We start from the raw sequence: 22,941 nt of genomic DNA, 5'->3' as shown, positions 1-22,941 counted from the left end.
CCCGCAGGTTGGCCTCAAGGCTTGGGGAAAATGCCCCCTTCGGCCTGCACCAAAGCAAAGCGTGGCACCTGTTCGCCGTCAACCTCGACGGACTCCTGGAACATGCTCAAGGGACGCACCCAAAAGCCGTAATCGCCATACAGGGCTTGGTAGAAGACCACTTCTTCCTCGGTCTCGGAATGCCGCGCGATGCTGAATACGCGGTACTGCGGACCTTTGTAATGCTGGTAGAGCCCAGGTTGTATCGGCATGCTTCGGCCCTCACTGAAATCTTTTCAAAATAAAAACAAAATCTTTTCTTATTAAACCCGTAAAAACAAAAACCGGGGCACTTGGCCCCGGCTTCCATCGACGCAACGCTTAGACGCGTTCGAAGACAGTGGCGATGCCCTGGCCGAGGCCAATGCACATGGTGGACACGCCAAAGGTGCCGCCGTTCTGTTTCATGACGTTCAGCAACGTGCCGGAGATACGTGCTCCGGAGCAACCGAACGGATGACCCAGGGCGATCGCGCCGCCGTGCAGGTTAACCTTCTCGTTCATCTTGTCGAGCACTTTCAGATCTTTCAGCACCGGCAGGGCCTGTGCGGCGAACGCTTCGTTGAGTTCGAAGAAGTCGATATCGGCGATGCTCAGGCCGGCACGCTTCAAGGCTTTCTGCGTGGCCGGTACTGGACCATAGCCCATGATCGCCGGGTCCACACCCGCCACGGCCATGGAACGGATCACCGCCATCGGCTGGATCCCCAGGTCCTGAGCACGCTGGGCCGACATCACGATCATGCACGAAGCGCCGTCGGTGATCTGCGACGAAGTACCGGCTGTCACGGTGCCGCCCTTGGGGTTGAAGGCCGGCTTGAGGGTCGCCAGGCTTTCGAGGGTGGTTTCCGGACGAATGGTTTCGTCGTAGTCGAACAGTTTCAGGAAACCGTTCTCGTCGTAACCCTGCATCGGGATGATCTCATCCTTGAACTTGCCTTCCACGGTCGCCTTGTGGGCGAGCTGGTGGGAGCGCACGCCGAAGGCGTCCTGTTGCTCGCGAGTGATGCCGTGCATCTTGCCGAGCATTTCCGCGGTCAGGCCCATCATGCCCGAGGCTTTCGCCGCGTACAGCGACATGTGCGGGTTCGGGTCGACACCGTGCATCATGCTCACGTGGCCCATGTGCTCGACACCGCCGACGACGAACACATCGCCGTTACCGGTCATGATCGCCTGGGCGGCGGTGTGCAGCGCGCTCATCGACGAACCGCACAGGCGGCTGACGGTCTGGCCGGCCGCCGTGTGAGGGATCTGGGTCATCAGCGAGGCCATGCGGGCGATGTTCCAGCCCTGCTCCAGGGTCTGGTTCACACAGCCCCAGATCACGTCCTCGACTTCGTTCGGGTCGACCTTGACGTTGCGTTCCAGCAGTTTGCTGATCAAGTGCGCCGACATGTCCTCGGCGCGGGTGTTGCGGTGCATGCCGCCCTTGGAGCGGCCCATCGGTGTACGACCGAAGTCGACAATCACGACGTCTCTAGGATTCAAGCTCATAAATGTTCTCTCGCTCTAGTCGTTGGGCGCTTAACCGAAGAAACTCTGGCCGTTCTTGGCCATTTCACGCAGCTTCGCGGTGGGGTGGTACAGCGCGCCCAGATCAGCGTACTGGTCAGCCAGGGCAACGAACTCGGCCACACCGATCGAATCGATGTAGCGCAGCGCACCGCCACGGAACGGAGGGAAACCGATGCCGTAGACCAGACCCATGTCGGCTTCGGCGGCGGTTTCGACAATGCCGTCTTCCAGGCAACGCACGGTTTCGAGGCACAGCGGGATCATCATCCAGTTGATGATGTCTTCGTCGGTGACTTCGCGTTGCTCGTAGACGATCGGCTTGAGCACTTCCAGCACCGACGGATCGGCCACTTTCTTCTGCTTGCCACGCTTGTCGGTCTCGTAGGCGTAGAAGCCCTTGCCGTTCTTCTGGCCCAGGCGCTTGGCTTCGTAGAGCACGTCGACAGCCGAACGACAGTCGTCCTTCATGCGGTCCGGGAAGCCTTCAGCCATGACGTCGCGACCGTGGTGGCCGGTGTCGATACCGACCACGTCCATCAGGTAGGCCGGGCCCATCGGCCAGCCGAATTTTTCCATGATCTTGTCGATGCGCACGAAGTCCACGCCAGCGCTGACCAATTTGGCGAAACCACCGAAATACGGGAACAGCACGCGGTTGACCAGGAAGCCCGGGCAGTCGTTGACGACGATCGGGTTCTTGCCCATTTTCTTGGCGTAGGCAACGGTGGTGGCAACGGCCAGTTCGCTGGACTTCTCGCCCCGGATCACTTCCACCAGCGGCATCATGTGCACCGGGTTGAAGAAGTGCATGCCGACAAAGTTTTCCGGACGCTTGAGGGCCTTGGCCAGCAGCGAAATGGAAATGGTCGAGGTGTTCGAGGCGAGGATCGTATCCTCTTTGACCTTGTCTTCGACTTCAGCCAATACCGCCTGCTTGACCTTCGGGTTTTCGACAACCGCTTCGACCACCAGGTCGACATGGCCAAAATCGCCGTAGGACAGGGTCGGACGAATGCCGTTGAGCACTTCGGCCATCTTCGCCGCGGTCATGCGGCCTTTGTCGACGCGACCTACCAGCAGCTTGGCGGCTTCGGCCAGGCCCTGTTCGATCCCGTGTTCATTGATGTCCTTCATCAGGATCGGTGTGCCTTTGGACGCCGACTGATAGGCGATACCGCCACCCATGATGCCGGCGCCCAACACGGCGGCCTGCTTCACGTCACGGGCGATTTCGTCGTAGGCCTTGGCCTTTTTCTTCAGTTCCTGGTCATTGAGGAACAGACCGATCAGGCTTTGTGCGGCCGAGGTCTTGGCCAGTTTGACGAAGCCGGCAGCTTCGACTTCCAGGGCCTTGTCGCGACCGAAGTTCGCGGCTTTCTGAATGGTCTTGATCGCTTCGACCGGCGCCGGGTAGTTCGGACCCGCCTGGCCGGCCACGAAGCCCTTGGCGGTTTCGAAGGCCATCATCTGCTCGATGGCGTTGAGCTTGAGCTTTTCCAGCTTCGGCTGGCGCTTGGCCTTGTGGTCGAACTCGCCACTGATGGCGCGCTTGATCAATTCAAGGGCCGCGGCCTGGAGCTTGCCAGGTTCGACCACGGCATCCACGGCGCCGACTTTCAGCGCGTCTTCGGCACGGTTTTCCTTGCCGGCGGCAATCCATTCGATGGCGTTGTCGGCACCGATCAGGCGCGGCAAGCGCACGGTACCGCCGAAGCCCGGGTAGATGCCCAGCTTGACTTCCGGCAGGCCGATCTTGGCGGCGGAAGACATGACGCGATAGTCCGCTGCCAGGCACATTTCCAGGCCGCCACCCAGGGCGATGCCGTTGATGGCTGCGACGGTCGGTACGTTGAGATCTTCGAAGTCGCTGAAAATACGGTTGGCTTCGAGGTTGCCAGCGATCAGTTCGGCATCGGGCAGCTTGAAGTTGTCGACGAATTCGGTGATGTCGGCGCCGACGATGAAGACGTCCTTGCCACTGCTGACGATCACACCCTTGATCGAAGCATCTGCCTTGATAGTGTCCACGGCCTGACGCAATTCATTCAGGGTTAGACGGTTGAACTTGTTGACGGACTCACCCTTGAGATCGAACTTCAGTTCGACGATGCCACTTTCAAGAGCCTTAACCGTGATGGCTTTACCTTCGTAAATCATCAACTGATCTCCACGATATGGAAGCTGAACAGTACACGTTGGACGCTGACCGCTGGTTCGGCATTGACGTTACCGTCGATGCTACGCCAATCCGCCAGGCACACCCGTCAACGCGATAGTCGGGGTTCTGTAGGAACGTTCGGAAAATACAAACGCTCAATTCATACGCCCGTTTGATTTGGGTACGTCACCTTCACGGAATTTCCGACAATTGTCAATCGCCCTAAACAAGGCCTCGAGCGCGACTTGACGGTCATTTCCATTACCCTGCAGATCCGCAACACGGCGCTGCATGCAGGGACATTCATAGGATCAATCATTAGAAAAGTCGCCCTAATTCCGGGCACGACGAATACAACCAGCTATGCTGGCGGATACGTTCTTGAAGCGCTTGGCGTGAGGACGTTGCGAACGAACGCCCCGGATTCGAATTGATTTGACGGCCTGCCTGGCCAACCCGCCCGATGAGACTGTCGGGCTTTTTTTATGCGGCGCAGGAGCTGCCGCAGGCTGCGATCTTTTGATTTTGATCGCGCGCTTGAGACTTAACCGGGCCTGGAAAGATCGCAGCCTCGCTTCGCTCGACAGCTCCTACGAGCTTCAGGCTAACGCCTTGAGCACCGCTGCAATATCCTGCAAAACAGTGGCTTCGCCCTTCTCGCCCCAGTACAAGGTGATCATCTGCCGGTCGGCTTCGACCTTGTAGACGTTGGCCGGCAGCGCCCTGAAATGCTCGAGCAACAACTCATCCTGGCAAACTTCCCGCCACTGGTTGACCCAGAGGCCCGGTGCGCTTTGCCAGTAGCTCCAACAGGCCGGCTGCTTGCCGCGCCGGGGCTGATGGTACTGCGCGCAAGGGTTTGGAGGCTGGGGGTCGAGCCAGTGCGGCCACTCCTGGGGGGCCAATTGCATGGCCAGGCCAAGGCGCCGCGCCTCCATGCGCAGGGCGATGCGACCGCTCTGTACACGGGACGGCCGCAACCATGCCAGGGGGCTCAATACCACCAGCAGGATTGACACCACTATCCAGACCGTCATATCAGTACTCCCGAATTCTGATGAGCCATTGACCCACGTCGCCGTCAATGCGCTTGAAACCAGCCATACTTAACCGTATCGCCATTCTCTGGAGTGCTTTTCATGTATTACGAACACATCCTGGTCGCCGTCGACCTCACTGAAGAATGCGATCCCGTCATCAAGCGCGCTCGCGCCCTGTGCGACGGCAGAGAGACCAAGCTGTCACTGGTGCATATCGTCGAGCCGATGGCCATGGCCTTTGGCGGCGATGTCCCCATGGACCTTTCTCAACTGCAGCAACAACAGTTCGATCAGGCCAAGGAACGCCTGGACCGCCTGATCGTGAAATACCCGGACCTGAAACGGGAAAACAGCCACCTGACCTACGGCCAGCCGCGCCAGGAGATTCATCACCTGGCCAAGGAACAGGGTTGCGACCTGATCGTCGTCGGCAGCCATGGCCGTCACGGCCTGGCGCTGCTGCTGGGCTCCACCGCCAACGATGTGCTGCATGGCGCGCCTTGCGATGTGCTGGCAGTGCACCTGGTCAAGCGCGCATAACGGCTATGAAACCCTGTGGGGAGCGAGCCTGCTCGCGATGGCGTCAGCACAGTCGACATCTCTGTCGCTGATACACCGCTATCGCGAGCAGGCTCGCTCCCACAGGGGGATGTATTTCAAATCACGCGTCCAGCTCGGCCCAACGCTCGACCAGCGCATCCAGCTCAGCCTGCAACTGCTCCAGGTACGCAATCACCTTGGCGGTTTCCGCAGCCGGCCGCTGGTAGAAACCGGCATCGGCCATCTCGGCCTGCACCGCGGCGATCTGCGCTTCCTTGGCATCGATATCGCCCGGTAACGCTTCCAGCTCGCGCTGCAGCTTGTAGCTGAGCTTCTTCTTGGCTGGCGCCGGGGCCGCGGCGGCGGCCACCGGAGCCGGCTCGGCCGTGACCACCGCCGAATTCAGGTCGGCCTTGCCGGACTTACTCTCGGTCACGCCCAGAAGGCGCGGCGAGCCGCCCTGGCGCAGCCAGTCCTGATAGCCGCCGACGTATTCGCGAACCCGACCTTCGCCTTCGAACACCAGGGTGCTGGTGACCACGTTGTCGAGGAATGCCCGGTCGTGGCTGACCATCAGCACGGTGCCATTGAAGGTCAGCAGCACCTCTTCGAGCAATTCGAGGGTTTCCACGTCCAGGTCGTTGGTCGGTTCGTCGAGCACCAGCAGGTTCGCCGGCTTGCTGAACAGCTTCGCCAGCAGCAGGCGGGCACGCTCGCCGCCGGACAATGCCTTGACCGGCGTGCGGGCACGCTGGGGGCTGAACAGGAAATCGCCGAGGTAGCTCAGTACGTGGCGGCTCTGGCCATCGATGTCGATGAAGTCGCGGCCTTCGGCCACGTTGTCGATCACGGTCTTTTCCAGGTCCAGTTGATGACGCAACTGGTCGAAATAGGCGACGTCGATCTTCGTCCCCTCTTCCACCTTGCCGCTGGACGGCACCAGACCACCGAGCATCAGCTTGAGCAAGGTGGTCTTGCCGGTGCCGTTGGCACCCAACAGGCCAATGCGGTCGCCGCGCTGCAGGACCATCGAGAAGTCCTTGACCAGGAACGGTCCGCCTGGATGGGCGAAGCTGACGTTTTCCAGCACCATCACCTGCTTGCCGGATTTTTCAGCCGTTTCCAGCTGGATATTGGCCTTGCCGGTGCGCTCGCGACGCTCGCTGCGCTCGACACGCAGGGCCTTGAGGGCGCGTACGCGGCCTTCGTTACGGGTACGACGGGCCTTGATGCCCTGGCGGATCCAGACTTCTTCCTGGGCCAGGCGCTTGTCGAACAACGCGTTGGCGGTTTCTTCCGCCGCCAGTACCGCTTCCTTGTGTACCAGGAAGCTGGCGTAGTCGCCGTTCCAGTCGATCAGGCCGCCACGGTCCAGCTCGAGGATACGGGTCGCCAGGTTCTGCAGGAAAGAACGGTCGTGGGTGATGAACAGCACCGCCCCCTGGAAGTCCTTCAAGGCTTCTTCAAGCCAGGCGATGGCGCCGATGTCCAGGTGGTTGGTCGGTTCGTCGAGCAGCAGCAGGTCCGGTTCGGACACCAGGGCCTGGGCCAGCAAGACGCGGCGACGCCAGCCGCCGGACAGCTCGGCGAGGGTCTTGTCGGCCGGCAGTTGCAGGCGGCTCAGGGTGCTGTCGACCAGTTGCTGCAGACGCCAGCCATCGCGGGCTTCGAGGTCGTGCTGCACATGCATCAGTTTTTCCAGGTCGGCATCGGTGACGATGTTCTGGCTCAGGTGATGATATTCGGCCAGCAACGCACCAACACCGTCCAGGCCTTCGGCAACCACGTCGAACACCGTCCGCTCGTCGGCCAGCGGCAGTTCCTGGGGCAACTCACCGATCTTCAGGCCGGGGGCACGCCAGACCGAGCCGTCGTCGGGCTTCTGATCGCCCTTGACCAGCTTCATCATGCTGGACTTGCCAGTGCCGTTGCGGCCGATGATGCACACCCGCTCACCACGGGCGATCTGCCAGGACACCTTGTCCAACAACGGCATCGCGCCGAAAGCAAGGGACACATCGCTGAATTTGAGCAGGGTCATGAGCTTCTCCAAAAACCGGGCGCGCATTCTACCTGAGATGAGACTTCAGGAGTCCGCCATTTTTGTCGTTGAAGCACTCTGCATAACAAATGTTGCGAACTTGCGCCGACGGCCCCGCAAAGCTTTCGCCGGTTGCTGGCAAAAGGCTAAGCTACAGGCAGTTACCCTGGGTTACCCCTTGGGCTTTTCATGTTTTTTTCTGCCCGGATGTCTCATGCGCAGTCGCCTTATTACTGTTCTGTCTTGTTTTTTCGTGTGTGCCACTGCCATTCAAACCGCTCAAGCGGTGGATATTTCCACCCAGCGCCAGTATTACGATGAAGCCAAGCGGGCCTTGGCCAAGGGTGATTCCGGCCCCTATTTCCGCTATAGCCAGGCCCTGAGCGATTATCCGCTGGAACCGTACCTGGCCTACGACGAACTGACCGCTCGTCTCAAGAGCGCGAGCAACGCCGAAATCGAGAAGTTCCTCGCCGAACACGGCGACCTGCCCCAGGCCAACTGGATGAAACTGCGCTGGTTGCGCTGGCTGGCCGAGCGCGGCGACTGGGCGACCTTCGTCAAATACTACGACCCCAAGCTCAATTTCACCGAGCTGGACTGCCTCAATGCCCAATACCAGCTCAGCCATGGCCTCAAGGCCGAGGGCTACGCCAACACTGAAAAGCTCTGGCTCACCGGTAAATCCCAACCGCAGGCCTGCGACGCGCTGTTCGGCCTGTGGGCGTCCCAGGGCCAGTTGACCGAGCAGAAGCGCTGGGAGCGCGCCAAACTGGCGGCCCAGGCTCGTAACTATCCGCTGGCCAACAGCCTGGTCAGCGGCCTGGTCACCCTCGCCCCTCGCGGCAAATTGCTGGTGGATGTGGCGCAGAAACCCGAACTGCTCAACCAGCCCTCGCGCTTCATCCCGGCCGATGAACCGATGTCCGATATCGTCAGCCTCGGCCTGCGCCGTCTCGCCCGCCAGGATCCGGACAAAGCCATGGCATTGCTGGACGGCTACGCCAGCACCATGCATTTTTCCCGCGACGAAAAAGTTGCCATCGCCCGGGAAATCGGCCTGACCCTGGCCAAGCGCTTCGACAGCCGCGCCCTCGACGTGATGACTCAATATGATCCGGAGTTGCGCGACGACACCGTTTCGGAATGGCGCCTGCGCCTGCTGCTGCGCCTGGGCCGCTGGGACGACGCTTATCAACTGACTCGTCGCCTGCCCGAGTCGCTGGCCAGCACCAACCGCTGGCGCTACTGGCAGGCCCGCAGCCTGGAACTGGCTCAACCGCAGAACCCCGAAGCCTTGACGCTCTACAAGCATCTGGCCCGTGAACGGGATTTCTACGGCTTCCTGGCCGCCGACCGCTCCCAATCGCCCTACTCGCTCGCCAACAAGCCGCTGGTGTTGAGCCAGGCGTTGATCAACAAGGTACGTAACACGCCGGGGGTTCGCCGGGCCCTGGAATTCCATGCCCGCGGGCAGATCGTCGACGGACGCCGCGAGTGGTATCACGTCAGCCGGCATTTCAACCGAGACGAAATGGTCGCCCAGGCGAAGCTGGCCTACGACCTGAAATGGTACTTCCCGGCCATCCGCACCATCAGTCAGGCCAAGTACTGGGACGACCTGGACATCCGCTTCCCGATGGCACACCGCGATACCCTGGTGCGCGAAGCCAAGGTTCGTGGCCTGCATTCGAGCTGGGTGTTCGCGATCACCCGCCAGGAAAGCGCCTTCATGGATGACGCCCGCTCCGGCGTTGGCGCCGCCGGCCTGATGCAACTGATGCCCGGCACCGCCAAGGAAACCGCGCGCAAGTTCAGCATCCCCCTGGCCTCGCCCCAGCAGGTGCTGGATCCGGACAAGAACATCGAACTCGGCGCGGCGTACCTGAGCCAGGTCCACAGCCAGTTCAACGGCAACCGCGTCCTCGCCTCGGCCGCCTACAACGCCGGCCCCGGTCGCGTACGCCAGTGGCTGCGCGGCGCCGACCACCTGAGCTTCGACGTCTGGGTGGAAAGCATCCCCTTCGACGAAACCCGCCAATACGTGCAGAACGTCTTGTCGTACTCAGTGATCTACGGCCAGAAACTCAACTCGCCGCAACCGCTGGTGGACTGGCATGAACGCTACTTTGATGATCAGTGAGCTAAATCGCCCCCTATTCGGATAATGCCATCCTGGGAGCGAGCTTGCTCGCGATAGCGGTGAATCAGTCGCATTGATATGACAGTTGCACCGCTATCGCGAGCAGGCTCGCTCCCACATTGGAGGGGTATGTGCCAGCAAGTCTCAGCCAAGCTGTGCCAAGGCCTGCTTGCCTGGCAGAGTAAGACGATACCGTTGCGTCGGACTGCTGGGCGACTCTGGGTCGGTCATTTCGATCAAGCCCGCCGTCAATGCCGGCTTGAGGTAGTTACCCCGAAAGGTAGCCTTATGCAGCGTAGTAAGCGTCCTGTTGATCGCGAATGACTGCCTCAACCGGCAAATAAGCCAGAAAACGAAGCATGAATCGTGCGGATCCGGTTTCCTCGGCGCAATTGCGGGGTCTGCTGATGATCATTGACAGCCGAAAACTGACCGATCTGCTCGCTGATGTCAGCAATCAACCCCAGCATCCGGGTCGTCAATGTCAACGGTGGCGCGTAACGACTCATACCCTCATCCAAGCCAAATAAACAGTACGACATAGGGCCCCAACCCACGGGCGCCAACAGCACTCATTGAATGACCTCCGCGTGTTGGCTGAACTGCAACGCCGCCAACCGCGCATACAGCGCATTACTGGCAACCAGCTCCTGATGCGTGCCTACCGCCACCACCCTGCCCTGATCCATCACCGCGATCCGGTCGGCGTTCTTGACCGTGGCCAGGCGGTGGGCGATGACCAGGGTGGTGCGGTTTTTCATCAGGTTGGGCAGGGCTTGCTGGATCAGGTGTTCGCTTTGCGCGTCGAGGGCGCTGGTGGCTTCGTCCAGCAGCAGGATCGGCGCGTCCACCAACAGTGCCCGGGCGATGGCCAGGCGTTGGCGCTGGCCGCCGGATAACCCCAGGCCACCGTCGCCCAGGTGGGTCTGGTAGCCCTCGGGCATTTTTTCGATGAAGTCGTGGGCATGGGCGATTCGAGCCGCCTCGCGTACTTGCTCGGCAGTGGCGTCGGGATTGCCGTAGCGGATGTTTTCTTCCACGGTGCCGAAAAACAGCGCCGGATTCTGCGAAACCAGGGCGAAATGACGGCGCAGGTCCAGGGGATCGAGTCGGGTCAACGGCACGTCATCGATGAAAATCCGGCCTTGGGCCGGGTCGTAGAAGCGCAATAGCAGGTCATACACCGTCGATTTACCCGCACCGGACGGTCCGACCAAGGCGAGGGTCTCGCCGGCATTGACCGTCAGGTCCAGGCCGTCGACCGCATAGCTTTCCGGTCGGGACGGATAGGAGAACCGCACGCCCTCGAGGCGCAGATCGCCCCGGACCCGCGCCGGCAATGTCACAAGGTCCGAAGTCGGAGGCTGGATGATGTTCTGCGAACGCAACAATTCGGCGATACGCTCGGCCGCGCCGGCGGCCCGTTGCAGTTCGCCGATCACCTCGCTCAGGGTGCCGAAGGCGCTGCCGACGATCAGGCTGTAGAACACGAACGCCGCCAGCTCGCCGCCGGAAATCCGCCCGGCGATCACGTCCATCTCGCCCACCCAGAGCATCACGCCCACCGCCCCCAGCACCAGCACGATCACCAGGGTGATCAGCCAGGCCCGCTGGGCGATGCGTTTGCGGGCGGTGTCGAACGCCTGCTCCACCGTAACGGCAAAACGTCGCTCATCCTGGACCTGGTGATTGTAGGCCTGCACGGTCTTGATCTGGCCCAGGGTTTCAGAAACGTAACTGCCGACATCGGCGATGCGGTCCTGGCTCTGGCGGGACAGGCTGCGCACCCGACGCCCGAACACCAGGATCGGCGCCAACACCAGCGGCAGGGCAATCACCACGATGCTGGTGAGCTTGGGGTTGGTAATGAACAACAGGACGATACCGCCGATCACCATCAGGGCATTACGCAGGAACAGCGACAAGGACGAACCGATCACCGATTGCAGCAAGGTCGTATCGGCGGTCAGCCGTGACTGGATCTCCGAGCTGCGGTTGTTTTCATAGAACCCCGGATGCAAGTACACCAGATGGTTGAAAACCTGCCGCCGGATGTCGGCCACCACTCGCTCGCCAATCCACGACACCAGGTAAAACCGGGAGAAGGTCCCGATCGCCAGGCCTATCACCAGCACCATGAACAAGCCGATGGACTGGTTCAGCAACTGAGGAGAACGGGTCATGAACCCCTGGTCCACCAGCAGCCGGATGCCCTGGCCCATGGACAAGGTGATGCCCGCCGTGACGATGAGGGCCAGCAACGCGCCGGCGACCTGCTTGCGGTAGGGAGCGATAAAACCGCTGGCCAGGCCAATGGCGCGGCGATGTCGGGAAGAAAGCATCAGTAGCGTCCGATAGTGCAGTAGGAAAAGGGCCGGCCAATGGCACCGAAGCGCAGCGCCAACTTCATTGAATCAGAATGAGTCAGGTTAAATATGACCGCGATGACTATCCGCTAGAGGGTATCGGTCTAAAGTCTGACTGGAAACATAACGGTGTTTCTGTTTGAGTAGAGCTGTCGTCATGACCCACAAGGAATGTCATTTCTCAGTCACCTGACGACAATACACTAGGCACACAACCTGATGAGGAGACAGGCCATGTCCTTGCAACACAGCAGCGACGACAAGATTCAAGTGATCCGCACGCAACCGGACCAGTCCCTGGGCTGCTCGTTCATCGACGCCCAAGGGCGCGAAGTACCGATCACCGAAGACATGATCCAGAAAGCCTGCAGCGAACTGGAAAAACGACTGGTCAAACCTGCCGAACAAAAGTGACACAGCCCGTCTTCGACTGAACCCGACCTTGATGTCGGGTTTTTTGTGCCCTCTCTAGCGCAGCTTTATCCCATAGTTCCAGACTGACACAAACCTGTGGCGAGGGGATTTATCCCCGTTGGGGCGCGAAGCGACCCTCAAATCAAACAGTTGGGTGTGTCAGCATGAATCATGGGGCTGCTGCGCAGCCCAGCGGGGCGGTGCGACGTTTCGCTAAATCCCCTCGCCACAGGGGGGCGCGCCTATAGGACAGCGGCACCCAGCGCATTCACGATCTGCTGCAACGCCGCCGATTGCCCGTCAATGTGCACCTTCAAGCCATCGATCTCCCGGCGTGGCGGGTAGTGTTTGCGCAGGGCATCGAAGGCACTGCGCTGCTTGCCGACCGTTCCCACCAGGCTGCGGCGAAAGTCCGCATCGTCACGACGCGGGTCGTAGACGCCACGGCACAGCGCGGCCAGCGCCCAGGCCGGGTCGGTGGCGGCGTCCAGGGTGATGCCGCCCAGCCAGGGGCGAGGCAACAGATCGCTGAGGCTGATTGCAACCGGTGCCTCCAGGAACGCGCACAAGGCTTCATAGATCTGCGCCGTGCCACGCTGGCGACCATCGAGGCTGTAGCCGGCAATGTGCGGCGTGGCGATCACGCACAGGTCGGCCAAGTCCACGTCCACCGTAGGCTCCTGCTCCCAGACATCCAGCACCGCTTGCAGGTCTTCGCGTTCCAGCAGCACATTGCGCAGCGCAGTGTTATCAATCACCGGCCCACGGGCCGCGTTGATCAGCCAGGTGCCGGGCTTGAGGCGATTCAGGCGCTGCTCGTCGAACAGGTGCCAGGTCGGTTGCTCGCCGTTGCGCGTCAGGGGCGTGTGCAGGCTGATCACGTCGCACTGCTCGATGATCTGCTCGAGGCTTACATAGTCGCCGCCCTCGGCCGCCTGACGGGGTGGATCGCAGACCTTCACGTCCCAACCCAGGCCCTTGAGCACATCGATCAAGCGCCCGCCCACCTGGCCCGCGCCAACCACGCCGAAGCTGCGCTGCCGCAGATCCGCGCCTTCGATTTCAGCCAGGGTCATCAGGCTGCCCAGCACGTAGTCCACCACGCCACGGGCGTTGCAGCCCGGCGCGCTGGCCCAGCGGATACCGGCCTCGGCAAAGTAATCCAGGTCCAGGTGATCGGTGCCGATGGTGCAGGTGCCGACGAAACGCACGTTGCTGCCTTCCAGCAAGGCACGATTGACCTGGCTGACGGAGCGCACCAGCAACACATCGGCCTGCGCGACCATGTCCCGGTCGATGCCGCGCCCCGGTACCCGGCGGATCTCACCGAAGCCCTTGAAAAAGGCATCGAGCAGGGGGATGTTTTCGTCGGCGACGATCAGCATGGCAAAGCTCCTTTGGCGGGGCAGGCAGTGTAGGCGTTCCGGTAGAACCGTGCATTCCTTCAGTGAATGATGTTGTGGCGAGGGAGTGGCTCCCGCTGGCCTTTGTAGGAGCTGTCGAGCGAAGCGAGGCTGCGATCTTTCCCCTGACACTTGAGTCTCAAGCGAAAGATCAAAAGATCGCAGCCTCGCTTCGCTCGACAGCTCCTACAGGGCGCACCCGAGCGGGAGCAAGCTCCTTCGCCACAAGGGTATCCACAAACTTCTGCCATTGTTTACAAATCCCCAACACAGCTTTTTTCCTGACCGCCGCGTCAACGCGTAGAATCCGCCGCCTCGCGCTTAATCTTTCGGACGCTTCGCCTGTGAATCCCGTGATCGACAACCCCACCCTTCTCTCCCGCCCGGCCCGGGTTCGTCTGGAGGTCAAGACGCTGCTGGCCCTGGCGCTGCCGATCATGGTGGCGCAACTGGCGACCACCGCCATGGGTTTCGTCGATGCGGTGATGGCCGGCCGCGTCGGCCCACGGGACCTGGCGGCGGTGGCGCTGGGCAACTCGATCTGGGTGCCGGTGTTTCTGTTGATGACCGGCACGCTGCTGGCCACTACGCCGAAGGTGGCCCAGCGCTTCGGCGCCGGAACCTTCGACGAAATCGGCCCACTGGTGCGCCAGGCCCTGTGGCTGGCGCTGGTGGTCGGGTTGCTCGCGACGCTGGCGCTGTTCAGTGCCGAGCCGATCCTGCACCTCATGAAAGTGGACCCCGAACTGATCGGCCCCTGCATGGAATACCTGCGAGGGATCGGTACCGGCCTGCCGGCAGTGGCGCTGTACCATGTACTGCGCTGTTTCAGTGACGGCCTGGGCCGCACGCGGCCGGCGATGGTGTTGGGGTTGTGCGGGCTGGCGCTGAACATTCCGCTCAATTACATCTTCATCTATGGGCACCTGGGCGTGCCGGCCATGGGCGGCGTCGGTTGCGGCTGGGCCACCGCTATCGTGATGTGGGTCATGGCCCTGGGCATGGCCGGTTGGACGCGCTGGGCGCCGGCCTATCAATCGAGTCATTTGTTCAGCCGCTTCGACTGGCCCCGGTGGGCAGTCATCCAGCGCCTGTTGGGGATCGGCCTGCCGATTGGCATCGCGGTGTTTGCCGAGTCGAGCATTTTTGCGGTGATTGCCCTGCTGATCGGCAGCCTCGGCGCCACGGTCGTGGCCGGGCATCAGATCGCGCTGAACTTCAGTTCCCTGGTGTTCATGATTCCCTACTCCCTGGCCATGGCTGTTACGGTGCGGGTGGGTCAGGCGCTAGGTCGCGGCCAGCCTCGTGAAGCGCGTTTCGCCGCGGGCGTCGGCATGGGCACCGCGCTGGCCTATGCGTGCTTGTCGGCGAGCCTGATGCTTGCCCTGCGCGGCCCCATCGCCGCGATCTATACCGCCGACCCGGTGGTTATCCAGGTGGCGTCGATGCTGATCGTCTATTCAGCGCTGTTTCAGTTTTCCGACGCGATCCAGGTCACCGCAGCCGGCGCGTTGCGTGGTTACCAGGACACCCGGGTGACGATGATCCTGACCCTGTTCGCCTACTGGGGCATCGGCCTGCCGGTGGGTTACGCCTTGGGGCTGACCGATTGGTTCGGCGCGGCCAGCGGCCCGAGCGGGTTGTGGCAGGGTCTGATCGTGGGCTTGAGCTGCGCGGCGCTGATGCTGTCGATCCGCCTGGCCCGCAGCGCGCGCAGGCAGATCCGCATCAGCCGCTCGACGGGTTAAGCGAGCTTCTTGCGGATCCAGTAGCGGTAGGTACCGTCTACTTCGTCCTGGGCCACCAGCTCGTGGTCGAGAAACACACAGAACTTGGGGATGTCGCGGCGGGTCGAGGGGTCGGTGGCGATCACCTTCAACAGCCCGCCCGGCGCCAGGTCACGGATGTGCTGGTGCAGCATCATCACCGGCTCCGGGCAATTGAGCCCGGTGGCATCCAGCGTGCCGTCGACCGGCGTGTCGTTCATTTCACTCATGTTCTACTCCTGAAACCGGCCGGCATTGTCGCGCAATGCAGGGGCTCTTAACAAACTTCCCGCCCGGGTGCGCCCTGTAGGAGCTGTCGAGCGAAGCGAGGCTGCGATCTTTTGATCTTTCGCTCGGGACTCAAGTGTCAGGGGAAAGATCGCAGCCTCGCTTCGCTCGACAGCTCCTACAAAGGCCAGCGGGAGCAAGCAAGCTCCCTCGCCACAAAACCCTTCAAGTCATCAGCGAGACTTGGGCTTCTTGCTGTCCAGCCGGCGCAAATGGCATGTCACCTCTTCACGGTCGTGGTACAGCTGCTTGCAGCCGATCTCCACCTTGATACCCCGGGCCTTGAAGCCCTCGGCAATGCGTTCGAGCAAGCGCTTCACTTCGGCATAACGCTGCTTCATCGGCAGCTTGAGGTTGACCACCGCCTCGCGACAATGGCCCTCGCCGATCCACTCCTCCAGCATCGCCGCATTGCGCGCCGGCTTCTCGACGATGTCGCAGACCATCCAGTCCACCGGCTGCTTGGGCTTGAAGGTAAAGCCATCCGCCATCAGGTGTTGCACCAGACCGGTGTCCATCAGGCTTTCGGCCATCGGGCCGTTGTCGATGGCGGTCACCAGCATGCCGCGATTGACCAGTTGCCAGGTCCAACCGCCCGGCGCCGCCCCCAGGTCCACGCCGGTCATGTCACTGTGCAGGCGCTCGTCCCACTCCTCCCGTGGAATGAAGTGGTGCCAGGCCTCTTCGAGCTTGAGGGTGGAGCGGCTCGGCGCTTCCCGGGGAAACTTCAGCCGTGGGATTCCCATCGGCCACATCGCCGAGTTGTCCGCCTCCGCCAGGCCCAGGAACACTTCGCGGCCACTCTTGAACGTCAGCAGCAGGCGCGGTTTGTGCGGATCGTCCACCAGCTTGCCGGCGCCGGTCAGCGCCTTGCGCAGCGGGCCTTCGAATTTCTTGCAGAAGTTCGACAGTTCCTTGCCATCGTTGGTGTCGACCACTTCCAGCCACAAGCTGCCGCAGACTGGAAACTGCGCCATCTGGGACAGGATGACGCTGATACGGTCGGTTTCCGGCAGATCAATGAACGTGCCACGGGCCCATTGGCGCGGGAAAATCAGCCCGGCGAAACGCTGGCCGCGCATCAGTCGCTCGGCGCCGTCCGCTTCGGTGCAGACGAATTCGGCGCAGGCGCTGGCCGGCTTGGCCTTGGCATAACCGGCCACGTTGAGCCGGGCCGCGTGTTCGGCGATCTCGGAACAGACCTCGCCTTCGAAGCCGGGCCGGCAGTGCATGAAAAGCGTGTTCATTGAAACTCCGTAGCAAAGCCTGTCACGAAAACCGGCGCATGATAACGGACTTCGGAACCCCGAACCTGCCCATAGAGTCCAGTGATTAGTCATCCGCTCAAAACAGGGCTAGGTTAAAGGCTCTGTTCGTCCCGTCAGTCCGTAGCCGTGCGGACTCAAAGGAGTGATTTCAATGCCGTCCCTCGATAGCCTGAAAACCCTTAAAACGCTGCAAGTCGACGCCAGGACCTACCACTATTTCAGTCTGCCGGACGCCGCCCGCAGCCTCGGCGACCTGGACAAGCTGCCTATGTCGCTGAAAGTGCTGCTGGAAAACCTGCTGCGCTGGGAAGATGAAAAAACTGTCACGGGCGCCGATCTCAAGGCGCTGGCCGGGTGGTTGAAGGAGCGTCGCTCCGACCGCGAGATTCAATACCGCCCGGCACGGGTGTTGATGCAAGACTTCACCGGTGTTCCGGCCGTGGTCGACCTGGCCGCCATGCGCGCCGCCGTGGAAAAGGCCGGTGGCGATCCCCAGCGGATCAACCCGCTGTCACCGGTGGACCTGGTGATCGACCACTCGGTGATGGTCGACAAATTCGCCAGCCGCCAGGCGTTCGAGCAGAACGTCGACATCGAGATGCAGCGCAACGGCGAACGCTACGCCTTTCTGCGCTGGGGCCAGAGCGCCTTTGCCAACTTCAGCGTGGTGCCGCCGGGCACCGGTATCTGCCACCAGGTCAACCTCGAATACCTGGGTCGCACCGTATGGACCAAGGAGGAAGACGACCGCACTTACGCCTTCCCGGATACGCTGGTAGGCACCGACTCCCACACCACCATGATCAATGGCCTGGGTGTGCTGGGTTGGGGCGTTGGTGGGATCGAGGCCGAGGCCGCCATGCTCGGCCAACCGGTGTCGATGCTGATTCCCGAGGTCATCGGTTTCAAACTCACCGGCAAGCTGCGCGAAGGCATCACCGCCACCGACCTGGTCCTCACCGTTACCCAGATGCTGCGCAAGAAAGGCGTGGTGGGCAAGTTCGTCGAGTTCTATGGCGATGGCCTCGCTGACCTACCCCTGGCCGACCGCGCCACCATCGCCAACATGGCCCCGGAGTACGGCGCCACGTGCGGCTTCTTCCCGGTGGACGACGTCACCCTGGATTACCTGCGCCTGTCCGGGCGCCCGGCGGAAACGGTGAAACTGGTAGAGGCCTATTGCAAGGCCCAGGACTTGTGGCGCTTGCCCGGCCGGGAACCGGTGTTCACCGACACCCTGGCACTGGACATGGGCAGCGTCGAAGCCAGCCTGGCCGGGCCGAAACGCCCTCAGGACCGGGTTTCGCTGCCTAACGTCGGCCAGGCTTTCAGCGATTTCCTGGGGCTGCAGGTCAAACCCACCAGCAAGGAGGAAGGTCGCCTGGAAAGCGAAGGCGGCGGTGGTGTTGCGGTGGGCAATGCCGATCAGGTGGGCGAGGCCGAGTACGAGTTCGAAGGTCACACCTATCGCCTGAAGAACGGGGCGGTGGTGATCGCGGCCATTACCTCCTGCACCAATACCTCCAACCCCAGTGTGATGATGGCCGCCGGACTGCTGGCGAAAAAAGCCGTGGAAAAAGGCCTGACCCGCAAGCCCTGGGTCAAGAGTTCCCTGGCACCGGGCTCCAAGGTGGTCACCGATTACTACCAGGCCGCCGGCCTGACCGAGTACCTGGATCAACTCGGTTTTGCCTTGGTGGGCTACGGCTGCACCACCTGTATCGGCAACTCCGGCCCCCTGCCGGACCCGATCGAAAAAGCCATCCAGACAGCCGACCTGACCGTGGCCTCGGTACTGTCGGGCAACCGCAACTTCGAAGGCCGCGTGCATCCGCTGGTCAAGACCAACTGGCTGGCCTCGCCGCCCCTGGTGGTGGCTTACGCCCTGGCCGGCACGGTGCGTATCGATATCAGCAGCGAACCACTGGGCAACGACCGCGACGGCCATCCGGTGTACCTGCGGGACATCTGGCCCAGCAGCAAGGAAGTCGCCGACGCCGTGGCCCAGGTGGACACCGGCATGTTCCACAAAGAGTACGCCGCCGTGTTTGCCGGTGACGAGCAGTGGCAGGCCATCAAGGTGCCGCAAGCGGCAACTTACGTTTGGCAGGCGGACTCGACCTACATCCAGCACCCGCCTTTCTTCGACGCCATCGACGGGCCACCACCGGCCATCCGCAACATCGAAGGCGCACGGGTGCTGGCCCTGCTTGGCGATTCGGTCACCACCGACCACATCTCCCCCGCCGGCAATATCAAGGCCGACAGTCCGGCCGGGCGGTACCTGCGCGAACAGGGCGTGGAGCCTCGGGATTTCAACTCCTACGGTTCAAGGCGCGGCAACCATCAGGTGATGATGCGCGGCACGTTCGCCAACATCCGGATCCGCAACGAAATGCTCGGCGGCGAGGAAGGCGGCAACACGATCTACATCCCCAGCGGCGAAAGAATGCCGATCTACGACGCCGCCATGTTGTACCAGGCCAACGGCACGCCGCTGGTGGTGATCGCGGGCCAGGAATACGGCACCGGCTCCAGTCGGGACTGGGCGGCCAAGGGTACGAACCTGTTGGGGGTCAAGGCGGTGATCGCCGAAAGCTTCGAGCGCATCCACCGTTCCAACCTGGTGGGCATGGGCGTCCTGCCGTTGCAGTTCAAGCTCGATCAGAATCGCAAGAGCCTGAACCTGACCGGCAAGGAGACCCTGGACATCCTCGGCCTGAACGACATCGAACTGACGCCACGGATGAACCTGCCACTGGTGATCACCCGCGAGGACGGTAGCCAGGAGCGGATCGAGGTGCTGTGTCGGATCGACACCTTGAATGAGGTGGAATATTTCAAGGCGGGGGGATCCTGCACTATGTGCTGCGGCAACTGATTGCCGGTTGAAAATCATCGTGGCGAGGGAGCTTGCTCCCGCTGGGCTCTGTAGGAGCTGGCGAAGGCTCGGGCCGCGTTCGGACGATCTTTTGATCTTTCGCTTGGGACTCAAGTGTCTGGGGAAAGATCGCAGTCTCGCTTCGCTCGGCAGCTCCTACAGGACGCAGCCCAACGGGAGCAAGCTCTCTCGCCACGGATTCATCCTCTCGAACACATGAATTTTTTGTATCGGCCCGCTTATAATCCCCCGCTGGCGCTCAAGGACCTGAGCCCGCCAACGACTTCCACCCTCCTACGCATGAATCTGCATGGATACAAATTGTGCTCTTTGCGCGACATGGCAGCGTCGTGGACGCGGCGGCCATTTTCGCCAAAGCTTCACAGTCTAAAAGGATGTTATATGCCCGCTCTACCCTGGCCCTACCTGGCCTTCCTGTCCGTCGGCTACTGCCTGGCCCTGGTCTATGGAAAACTGGCCTGGACCGCCGCCATCTCAATCGCGCTGCTGCTGCTCGCAGGTTATGCGGTTCGCCAGCAGACAATACCGGTCGGCCGATTTCTCGGTCACGCCCTTTTCCTCGTGCTGGCCCTGGCGCTGGCCTTGCACTGGATGCCGGGCTTTTTCAACGGACGGGCCATTGCGCCCCATCGCCTGACCGATGACGCCGTACCGTTTGCCATGTACTTCAACCAGGACAAGCCGCTGATCGGCTTCTGGCTGTTGCTGGCGTGTCCATGGATCGTCGGCCGGCGCACGCTTGGCCTGTCGATCCTGGCCACGGCCCTGGGCCTGGCGCTGAGCGCGATATTGGCCCTGGGCGGGGCGATCGTGCTGGGCATGATCCACTGGGCACCGAAGTGGCCGGACCAGGCATGGATCTGGGTCGCCAACAACCTTTTACTGGTGACGGTGGTGGAGGAAGCGCTGTTTCGTGGTTACATCCAAGGCGGCCTGAGCCGGCGCTTCAGTCATCTGGCCCACGGCGACAACCTCGCATTGTTCCTGGCCTCGCTGCTGTTCGGCCTGGTCCATGCCGGCGCGGGTTGGCAATGGGTGCTGCTGTCGGGCCTGGCGGGGATCGGCTACGGTCTCGCCTATCGTTCTGGCGGCCTGGGCGCGGCAATTGCCACCCACTTCGGCCTCAATCTGCTTCACTTCGCCCTGTTTACCTACCCGATGCTGGCGTGATACCGACGGGGAGAAATAACTTCAATAAAAACCTGACGTTGCCGACAACCTTTCAAAGCCTTGCGGATTTTTCCCCACCATGCGTAACAACCAACCCGTCACACAACGCGAAAGGTCCTTCCCGGCCCAGCAACGATTGATTTCCACCACCGATGCCAAGGGTGTGATCACCTATTGCAACGATGCATTCGTTGAAATCAGCGGTTTTTCCAAAGAAGAACTGATCCGCGCGCCGCACAATCTGGTGCGTCATCCCGATGTCCCGTCGGCCGTGTTCGCCCATATGTGGAACACCCTGAAACAAGGCTTGCCATGGATGGGCATCGTCAAGAATCGCTGCAAGAGCGGCGACCATTACTGGGTCAACGCCTATGTCACGCCGGTGTTCGAGGGCAATCAGGTAGTGGGCTACGAGTCGGTGCGGGTCAAGCCGTCCGCCGAGCAGATCGCCCGGGCCGAAGCCCTGTATAAGCGCATCAACCAGGGCAAGCCCGCAGTCCCGGGCAGCGACAAGTGGGTGCCGATGCTGCAGGACTGGCTGCCGTTCATCCTGGTCAGCCAATTGAGCTTCGTCGTGGGTGCATTCCTTGATTCTTCCTGGGGCTTTGCCTTGGCCGCCTTGCTGTCGGTGCCCCTGGGGTTGATGGGCCTGCAATGGCAACAACGCGGGGTCAAGCGCCTGCTGCGCCTGGCCGAGCAGACCACCTCCGACCCACTGATTGCCCGGATGTACACCGACAGCCGTGGCGCCCAGGCGCGGCTGGAGATGTCGATCCTCAGCCAGGAAGCTCGCCTGAAAACCTGCCTGACCCGGTTGCAGGACACCGCCGAGCACCTCAACGAGCAGGCGCGGCAGTCCAATACCCTGGCCCACAACAGCTCCAGCGGCCTGGAGCGCCAGCGCGTGGAAACCGAACAGGTGGCCACGGCGGTCAACCAGATGGCTGCCACCACCCAGGAAGTTGCCAGCCACGTGCAACGCACCGCCGACGCCACCCAGGAAGCCAACCGCCTGACCGGTAGCGGACGCGACATTGCCGGGGAAACCCGCGAAGCCATCGAGCGCCTGTCGGTGGTGGTAGGCGAAACCGGCCAGACCGTGACCCAATTGGCCAAGGACAGCGACGAAATCGGTGGCGTGGTGGATGTGATCAAAGGCATCGCCGACCAGACCAACCTGCTGGCCCTCAACGCCGCCATCGAAGCGGCCCGTGCCGGCGAGATGGGTCGCGGTTTTGCCGTGGTGGCCGATGAAGTCCGGCAACTGGCGCAACGCACCAGCGAATCCACCGGGCAGATCCATGCCCTGATCGCCAAGCTCCAGCAGACCGCCACCAATGCCGTGCAGACCATGGACGCCGGTCATCGCCAGGCCGAAGAAGGCGTGGCGCGGGTGATGGAAGCGGACCAGGCACTGGTGGGCATCAGCGAAGCGGTGGCCAACATCACCGACATGACCACCCAGATCGCCGCCGCCACGGAGGAACAAAGCTCGGTGGCCGAGGAGATCAGCCGCAACATCAGCAATATCTCCGAGCTGGCCGACCAGACCTCGGGCCAGGCCCACAGCTCGGCGCTGCTCAGCGAAGAACTGACCCGCACGGCCAATACCCAGTACTCGTTGGTGGAGCGGTTCAACCGCTGATACTGACTGGCAATAAAAAACCCGGACAGCGCAAGCTTCCGGGTTTTTTATTGCCTGAATGGCGGGCTATCGCGGGCCGGTTCGCCCATAAGGGTTCAGGGTGTCCTTGTAGATCCGATAAATCTATAGCCAGCTTCCTAAAATAAAACGACAAAACCTTATATAAAACTCCATTTTCATTACACGACGAAATCAATTAACACTTACCCTACAAACCATCTCACACCACCTGTCAACTCT

The 22,941-nt window shown here is 61.7% G+C and carries 16 protein-coding genes and 2 pseudogenes; 7 read left to right on the top strand and 11 right to left on the bottom strand.

The features are described 5' to 3' along the window. Positions 1-14 precede the first annotated feature (14 nt). From LOY67_RS09115 to LOY67_RS09100, 4 genes are all read right to left on the bottom strand, one after another. The gene (locus tag LOY67_RS09115) at positions 15-251 is read right to left on the bottom strand and encodes a DUF1653 domain-containing protein (RefSeq protein WP_265066860.1); all 237 of its coding nucleotides are present in this window, start codon (positions 249-251) and stop codon (positions 15-17) included. Positions 252-360: 109 nt separating this feature from the next. Continuing rightward, entirely contained in the window at positions 361-1,536 is a 1,176-nt protein-coding gene (gene fadA, locus LOY67_RS09110) for an acetyl-CoA C-acyltransferase FadA (protein WP_041020098.1), read from the bottom strand. A 30-nt stretch (positions 1,537-1,566) separates the two neighbouring features. Beyond that, positions 1,567-3,714 carry a fatty acid oxidation complex subunit alpha FadB gene (gene fadB / locus LOY67_RS09105; RefSeq protein ID WP_265066859.1) on the bottom strand — a complete coding sequence of 716 codons (2,148 nt, stop codon included), beginning with the start codon at positions 3,712-3,714 and terminating at the stop codon, positions 1,567-1,569. A 600-nt stretch (positions 3,715-4,314) separates the two neighbouring features. Next, positions 4,315-4,752 carry a hypothetical protein gene (locus LOY67_RS09100; RefSeq protein ID WP_265066858.1) on the bottom strand — a complete coding sequence of 146 codons (438 nt, stop codon included), beginning with the start codon at positions 4,750-4,752 and terminating at the stop codon, positions 4,315-4,317. A 102-nt stretch (positions 4,753-4,854) separates the two neighbouring features. On the opposite strand from LOY67_RS09100, the gene LOY67_RS09095 reads away from it, so the two are divergent. Beyond that, positions 4,855-5,295 (top strand): universal stress protein, encoded by a 441-nt coding sequence (locus LOY67_RS09095; RefSeq protein ID WP_024777909.1) that lies wholly within the window; start codon positions 4,855-4,857, stop codon positions 5,293-5,295. Between the two features lie 121 nt (positions 5,296-5,416). Here the strand turns inward: LOY67_RS09095 and LOY67_RS09090 are convergent, their stop codons facing one another. Further along, a complete protein-coding gene (locus LOY67_RS09090; protein ID WP_265066857.1) occupies positions 5,417-7,336 on the bottom strand; it encodes an ATP-binding cassette domain-containing protein in 1,920 nt (639 codons plus the stop codon). Between the two features lie 214 nt (positions 7,337-7,550). On the opposite strand from LOY67_RS09090, the gene LOY67_RS09085 reads away from it, so the two are divergent. Continuing rightward, the gene (locus tag LOY67_RS09085; RefSeq protein ID WP_265066856.1) at positions 7,551-9,479 is read left to right on the top strand and encodes a transglycosylase SLT domain-containing protein; all 1,929 of its coding nucleotides are present in this window, start codon (positions 7,551-7,553) and stop codon (positions 9,477-9,479) included. Positions 9,480-9,623: 144 nt separating this feature from the next. Here LOY67_RS09085 and LOY67_RS28425 read toward each other — a convergent pair whose 3' ends face one another. From LOY67_RS28425 to LOY67_RS09075, 3 genes and pseudogenes are all read right to left on the bottom strand, one after another. Further along, entirely contained in the window at positions 9,624-9,812 is a 189-nt protein-coding gene (locus LOY67_RS28425) for a Fic family protein (protein WP_413776170.1), read from the bottom strand. Positions 9,813-9,826: 14 nt separating this feature from the next. After that, positions 9,827-9,988: pseudogene (locus tag LOY67_RS09080) on the bottom strand (Fic family protein); the annotation flags it as partial. Positions 9,989-10,051: 63 nt separating this feature from the next. Then, a complete protein-coding gene (locus LOY67_RS09075) occupies positions 10,052-11,821 on the bottom strand; it encodes an ABC transporter transmembrane domain-containing protein (protein ID WP_265066854.1) in 1,770 nt (589 codons plus the stop codon). A gap of 258 nt (positions 11,822-12,079) precedes the next feature. Between LOY67_RS09075 and LOY67_RS09070 the strand changes: the two genes are divergently transcribed. Then, the gene (locus tag LOY67_RS09070) at positions 12,080-12,259 is read left to right on the top strand and encodes a PA1571 family protein (protein WP_003199629.1); all 180 of its coding nucleotides are present in this window, start codon (positions 12,080-12,082) and stop codon (positions 12,257-12,259) included. A gap of 242 nt (positions 12,260-12,501) precedes the next feature. Here the strand turns inward: LOY67_RS09070 and pdxB are convergent, their stop codons facing one another. Next, positions 12,502-13,644 (bottom strand): 4-phosphoerythronate dehydrogenase PdxB, encoded by a 1,143-nt coding sequence (gene pdxB / locus LOY67_RS09065; protein ID WP_265066853.1) that lies wholly within the window; start codon positions 13,642-13,644, stop codon positions 12,502-12,504. 362 nt (positions 13,645-14,006) lie between these two features. Here pdxB and LOY67_RS09060 point away from each other — a divergent pair, with 362 nt between their 5' ends. Further along, a complete protein-coding gene (locus LOY67_RS09060; protein WP_320110008.1) occupies positions 14,007-15,410 on the top strand; it encodes an MATE family efflux transporter in 1,404 nt (467 codons plus the stop codon). Here the strand turns inward: LOY67_RS09060 and tusA are convergent. Further along, entirely contained in the window at positions 15,407-15,658 is a 252-nt protein-coding gene (tusA, locus tag LOY67_RS09055; protein ID WP_245139309.1) for a sulfurtransferase TusA, read from the bottom strand. The genes LOY67_RS09060 and tusA overlap by 4 nt on opposite strands. A 231-nt stretch (positions 15,659-15,889) precedes the next feature. Beyond that, on the bottom strand, positions 15,890-16,963 hold the full coding sequence (gene rlmM / locus LOY67_RS09050; RefSeq protein WP_265066852.1) for a 23S rRNA (cytidine(2498)-2'-O)-methyltransferase RlmM: 1,074 nt from the start codon (positions 16,961-16,963) through the stop codon (positions 15,890-15,892). 172 nt (positions 16,964-17,135) lie between these two features. Between rlmM and acnA the strand changes: the two are divergent. The 3 genes and pseudogenes from acnA to LOY67_RS09035 all read left to right on the top strand — a co-directional run bounded on the left by acnA (position 17,136) and on the right by LOY67_RS09035 (position 22,701). Beyond that, a pseudogene (gene acnA / locus LOY67_RS09045) lies at positions 17,136-19,876 on the top strand (aconitate hydratase AcnA). A gap of 391 nt (positions 19,877-20,267) precedes the next feature. Further along, the gene (locus LOY67_RS09040; protein WP_265066851.1) at positions 20,268-21,056 is read left to right on the top strand and encodes a CPBP family intramembrane glutamic endopeptidase; all 789 of its coding nucleotides are present in this window, start codon (positions 20,268-20,270) and stop codon (positions 21,054-21,056) included. A 79-nt stretch (positions 21,057-21,135) separates the two neighbouring features. Continuing rightward, positions 21,136-22,701, top strand: a complete 1,566-nt coding sequence (locus LOY67_RS09035; protein ID WP_265066850.1) for a methyl-accepting chemotaxis protein — start codon at positions 21,136-21,138, stop codon at positions 22,699-22,701. Positions 22,702-22,941: the final 240 nt, after the last annotated feature.

It is taken from the genome of Pseudomonas sp. B21-056, from assembly GCF_026016325.1.
Lineage (GTDB): Bacteria > Pseudomonadota > Gammaproteobacteria > Pseudomonadales > Pseudomonadaceae > Aquipseudomonas.
This window is presented reverse-complemented; position numbering and strand designations above follow the sequence as displayed.

Excerpts from the sequence above, each read along its gene's own strand:
- LOY67_RS09115 (WP_265066860.1), bottom strand. The coding sequence starts at position 251 with ATGCCGATACAACCTGGGCTCTACCAGCATTACAAAGGTCCGCAGTAC.
- fadA (WP_041020098.1), bottom strand. The coding sequence starts at position 1,536 with ATGAGCTTGAATCCTAGAGACGTCGTGATTGTCGACTTCGGTCGTACA.
- fadB (WP_265066859.1), bottom strand. The coding sequence starts at position 3,714 with ATGATTTACGAAGGTAAAGCCATCACGGTTAAGGCTCTTGAAAGTGGC.
- LOY67_RS09100 (WP_265066858.1), bottom strand. The coding sequence starts at position 4,752 with ATGACGGTCTGGATAGTGGTGTCAATCCTGCTGGTGGTATTGAGCCCC.
- LOY67_RS09095 (WP_024777909.1), top strand. The coding sequence starts at position 4,855 with ATGTATTACGAACACATCCTGGTCGCCGTCGACCTCACTGAAGAATGC.
- LOY67_RS09090 (WP_265066857.1), bottom strand. The coding sequence starts at position 7,336 with ATGACCCTGCTCAAATTCAGCGATGTGTCCCTTGCTTTCGGCGCGATG.
- LOY67_RS09085 (WP_265066856.1), top strand. The coding sequence starts at position 7,551 with ATGCGCAGTCGCCTTATTACTGTTCTGTCTTGTTTTTTCGTGTGTGCC.
- LOY67_RS09075 (WP_265066854.1), bottom strand. The coding sequence starts at position 11,821 with ATGCTTTCTTCCCGACATCGCCGCGCCATTGGCCTGGCCAGCGGTTTT.
- LOY67_RS09070 (WP_003199629.1), top strand. The coding sequence starts at position 12,080 with ATGTCCTTGCAACACAGCAGCGACGACAAGATTCAAGTGATCCGCACG.
- pdxB (WP_265066853.1), bottom strand. The coding sequence starts at position 13,644 with ATGCTGATCGTCGCCGACGAAAACATCCCCCTGCTCGATGCCTTTTTC.
- tusA (WP_245139309.1), bottom strand. The coding sequence starts at position 15,658 with ATGAGTGAAATGAACGACACGCCGGTCGACGGCACGCTGGATGCCACC.
- rlmM (WP_265066852.1), bottom strand. The coding sequence starts at position 16,963 with ATGAACACGCTTTTCATGCACTGCCGGCCCGGCTTCGAAGGCGAGGTC.
- LOY67_RS09040 (WP_265066851.1), top strand. The coding sequence starts at position 20,268 with ATGCCCGCTCTACCCTGGCCCTACCTGGCCTTCCTGTCCGTCGGCTAC.
- LOY67_RS09035 (WP_265066850.1), top strand. The coding sequence starts at position 21,136 with ATGCGTAACAACCAACCCGTCACACAACGCGAAAGGTCCTTCCCGGCC.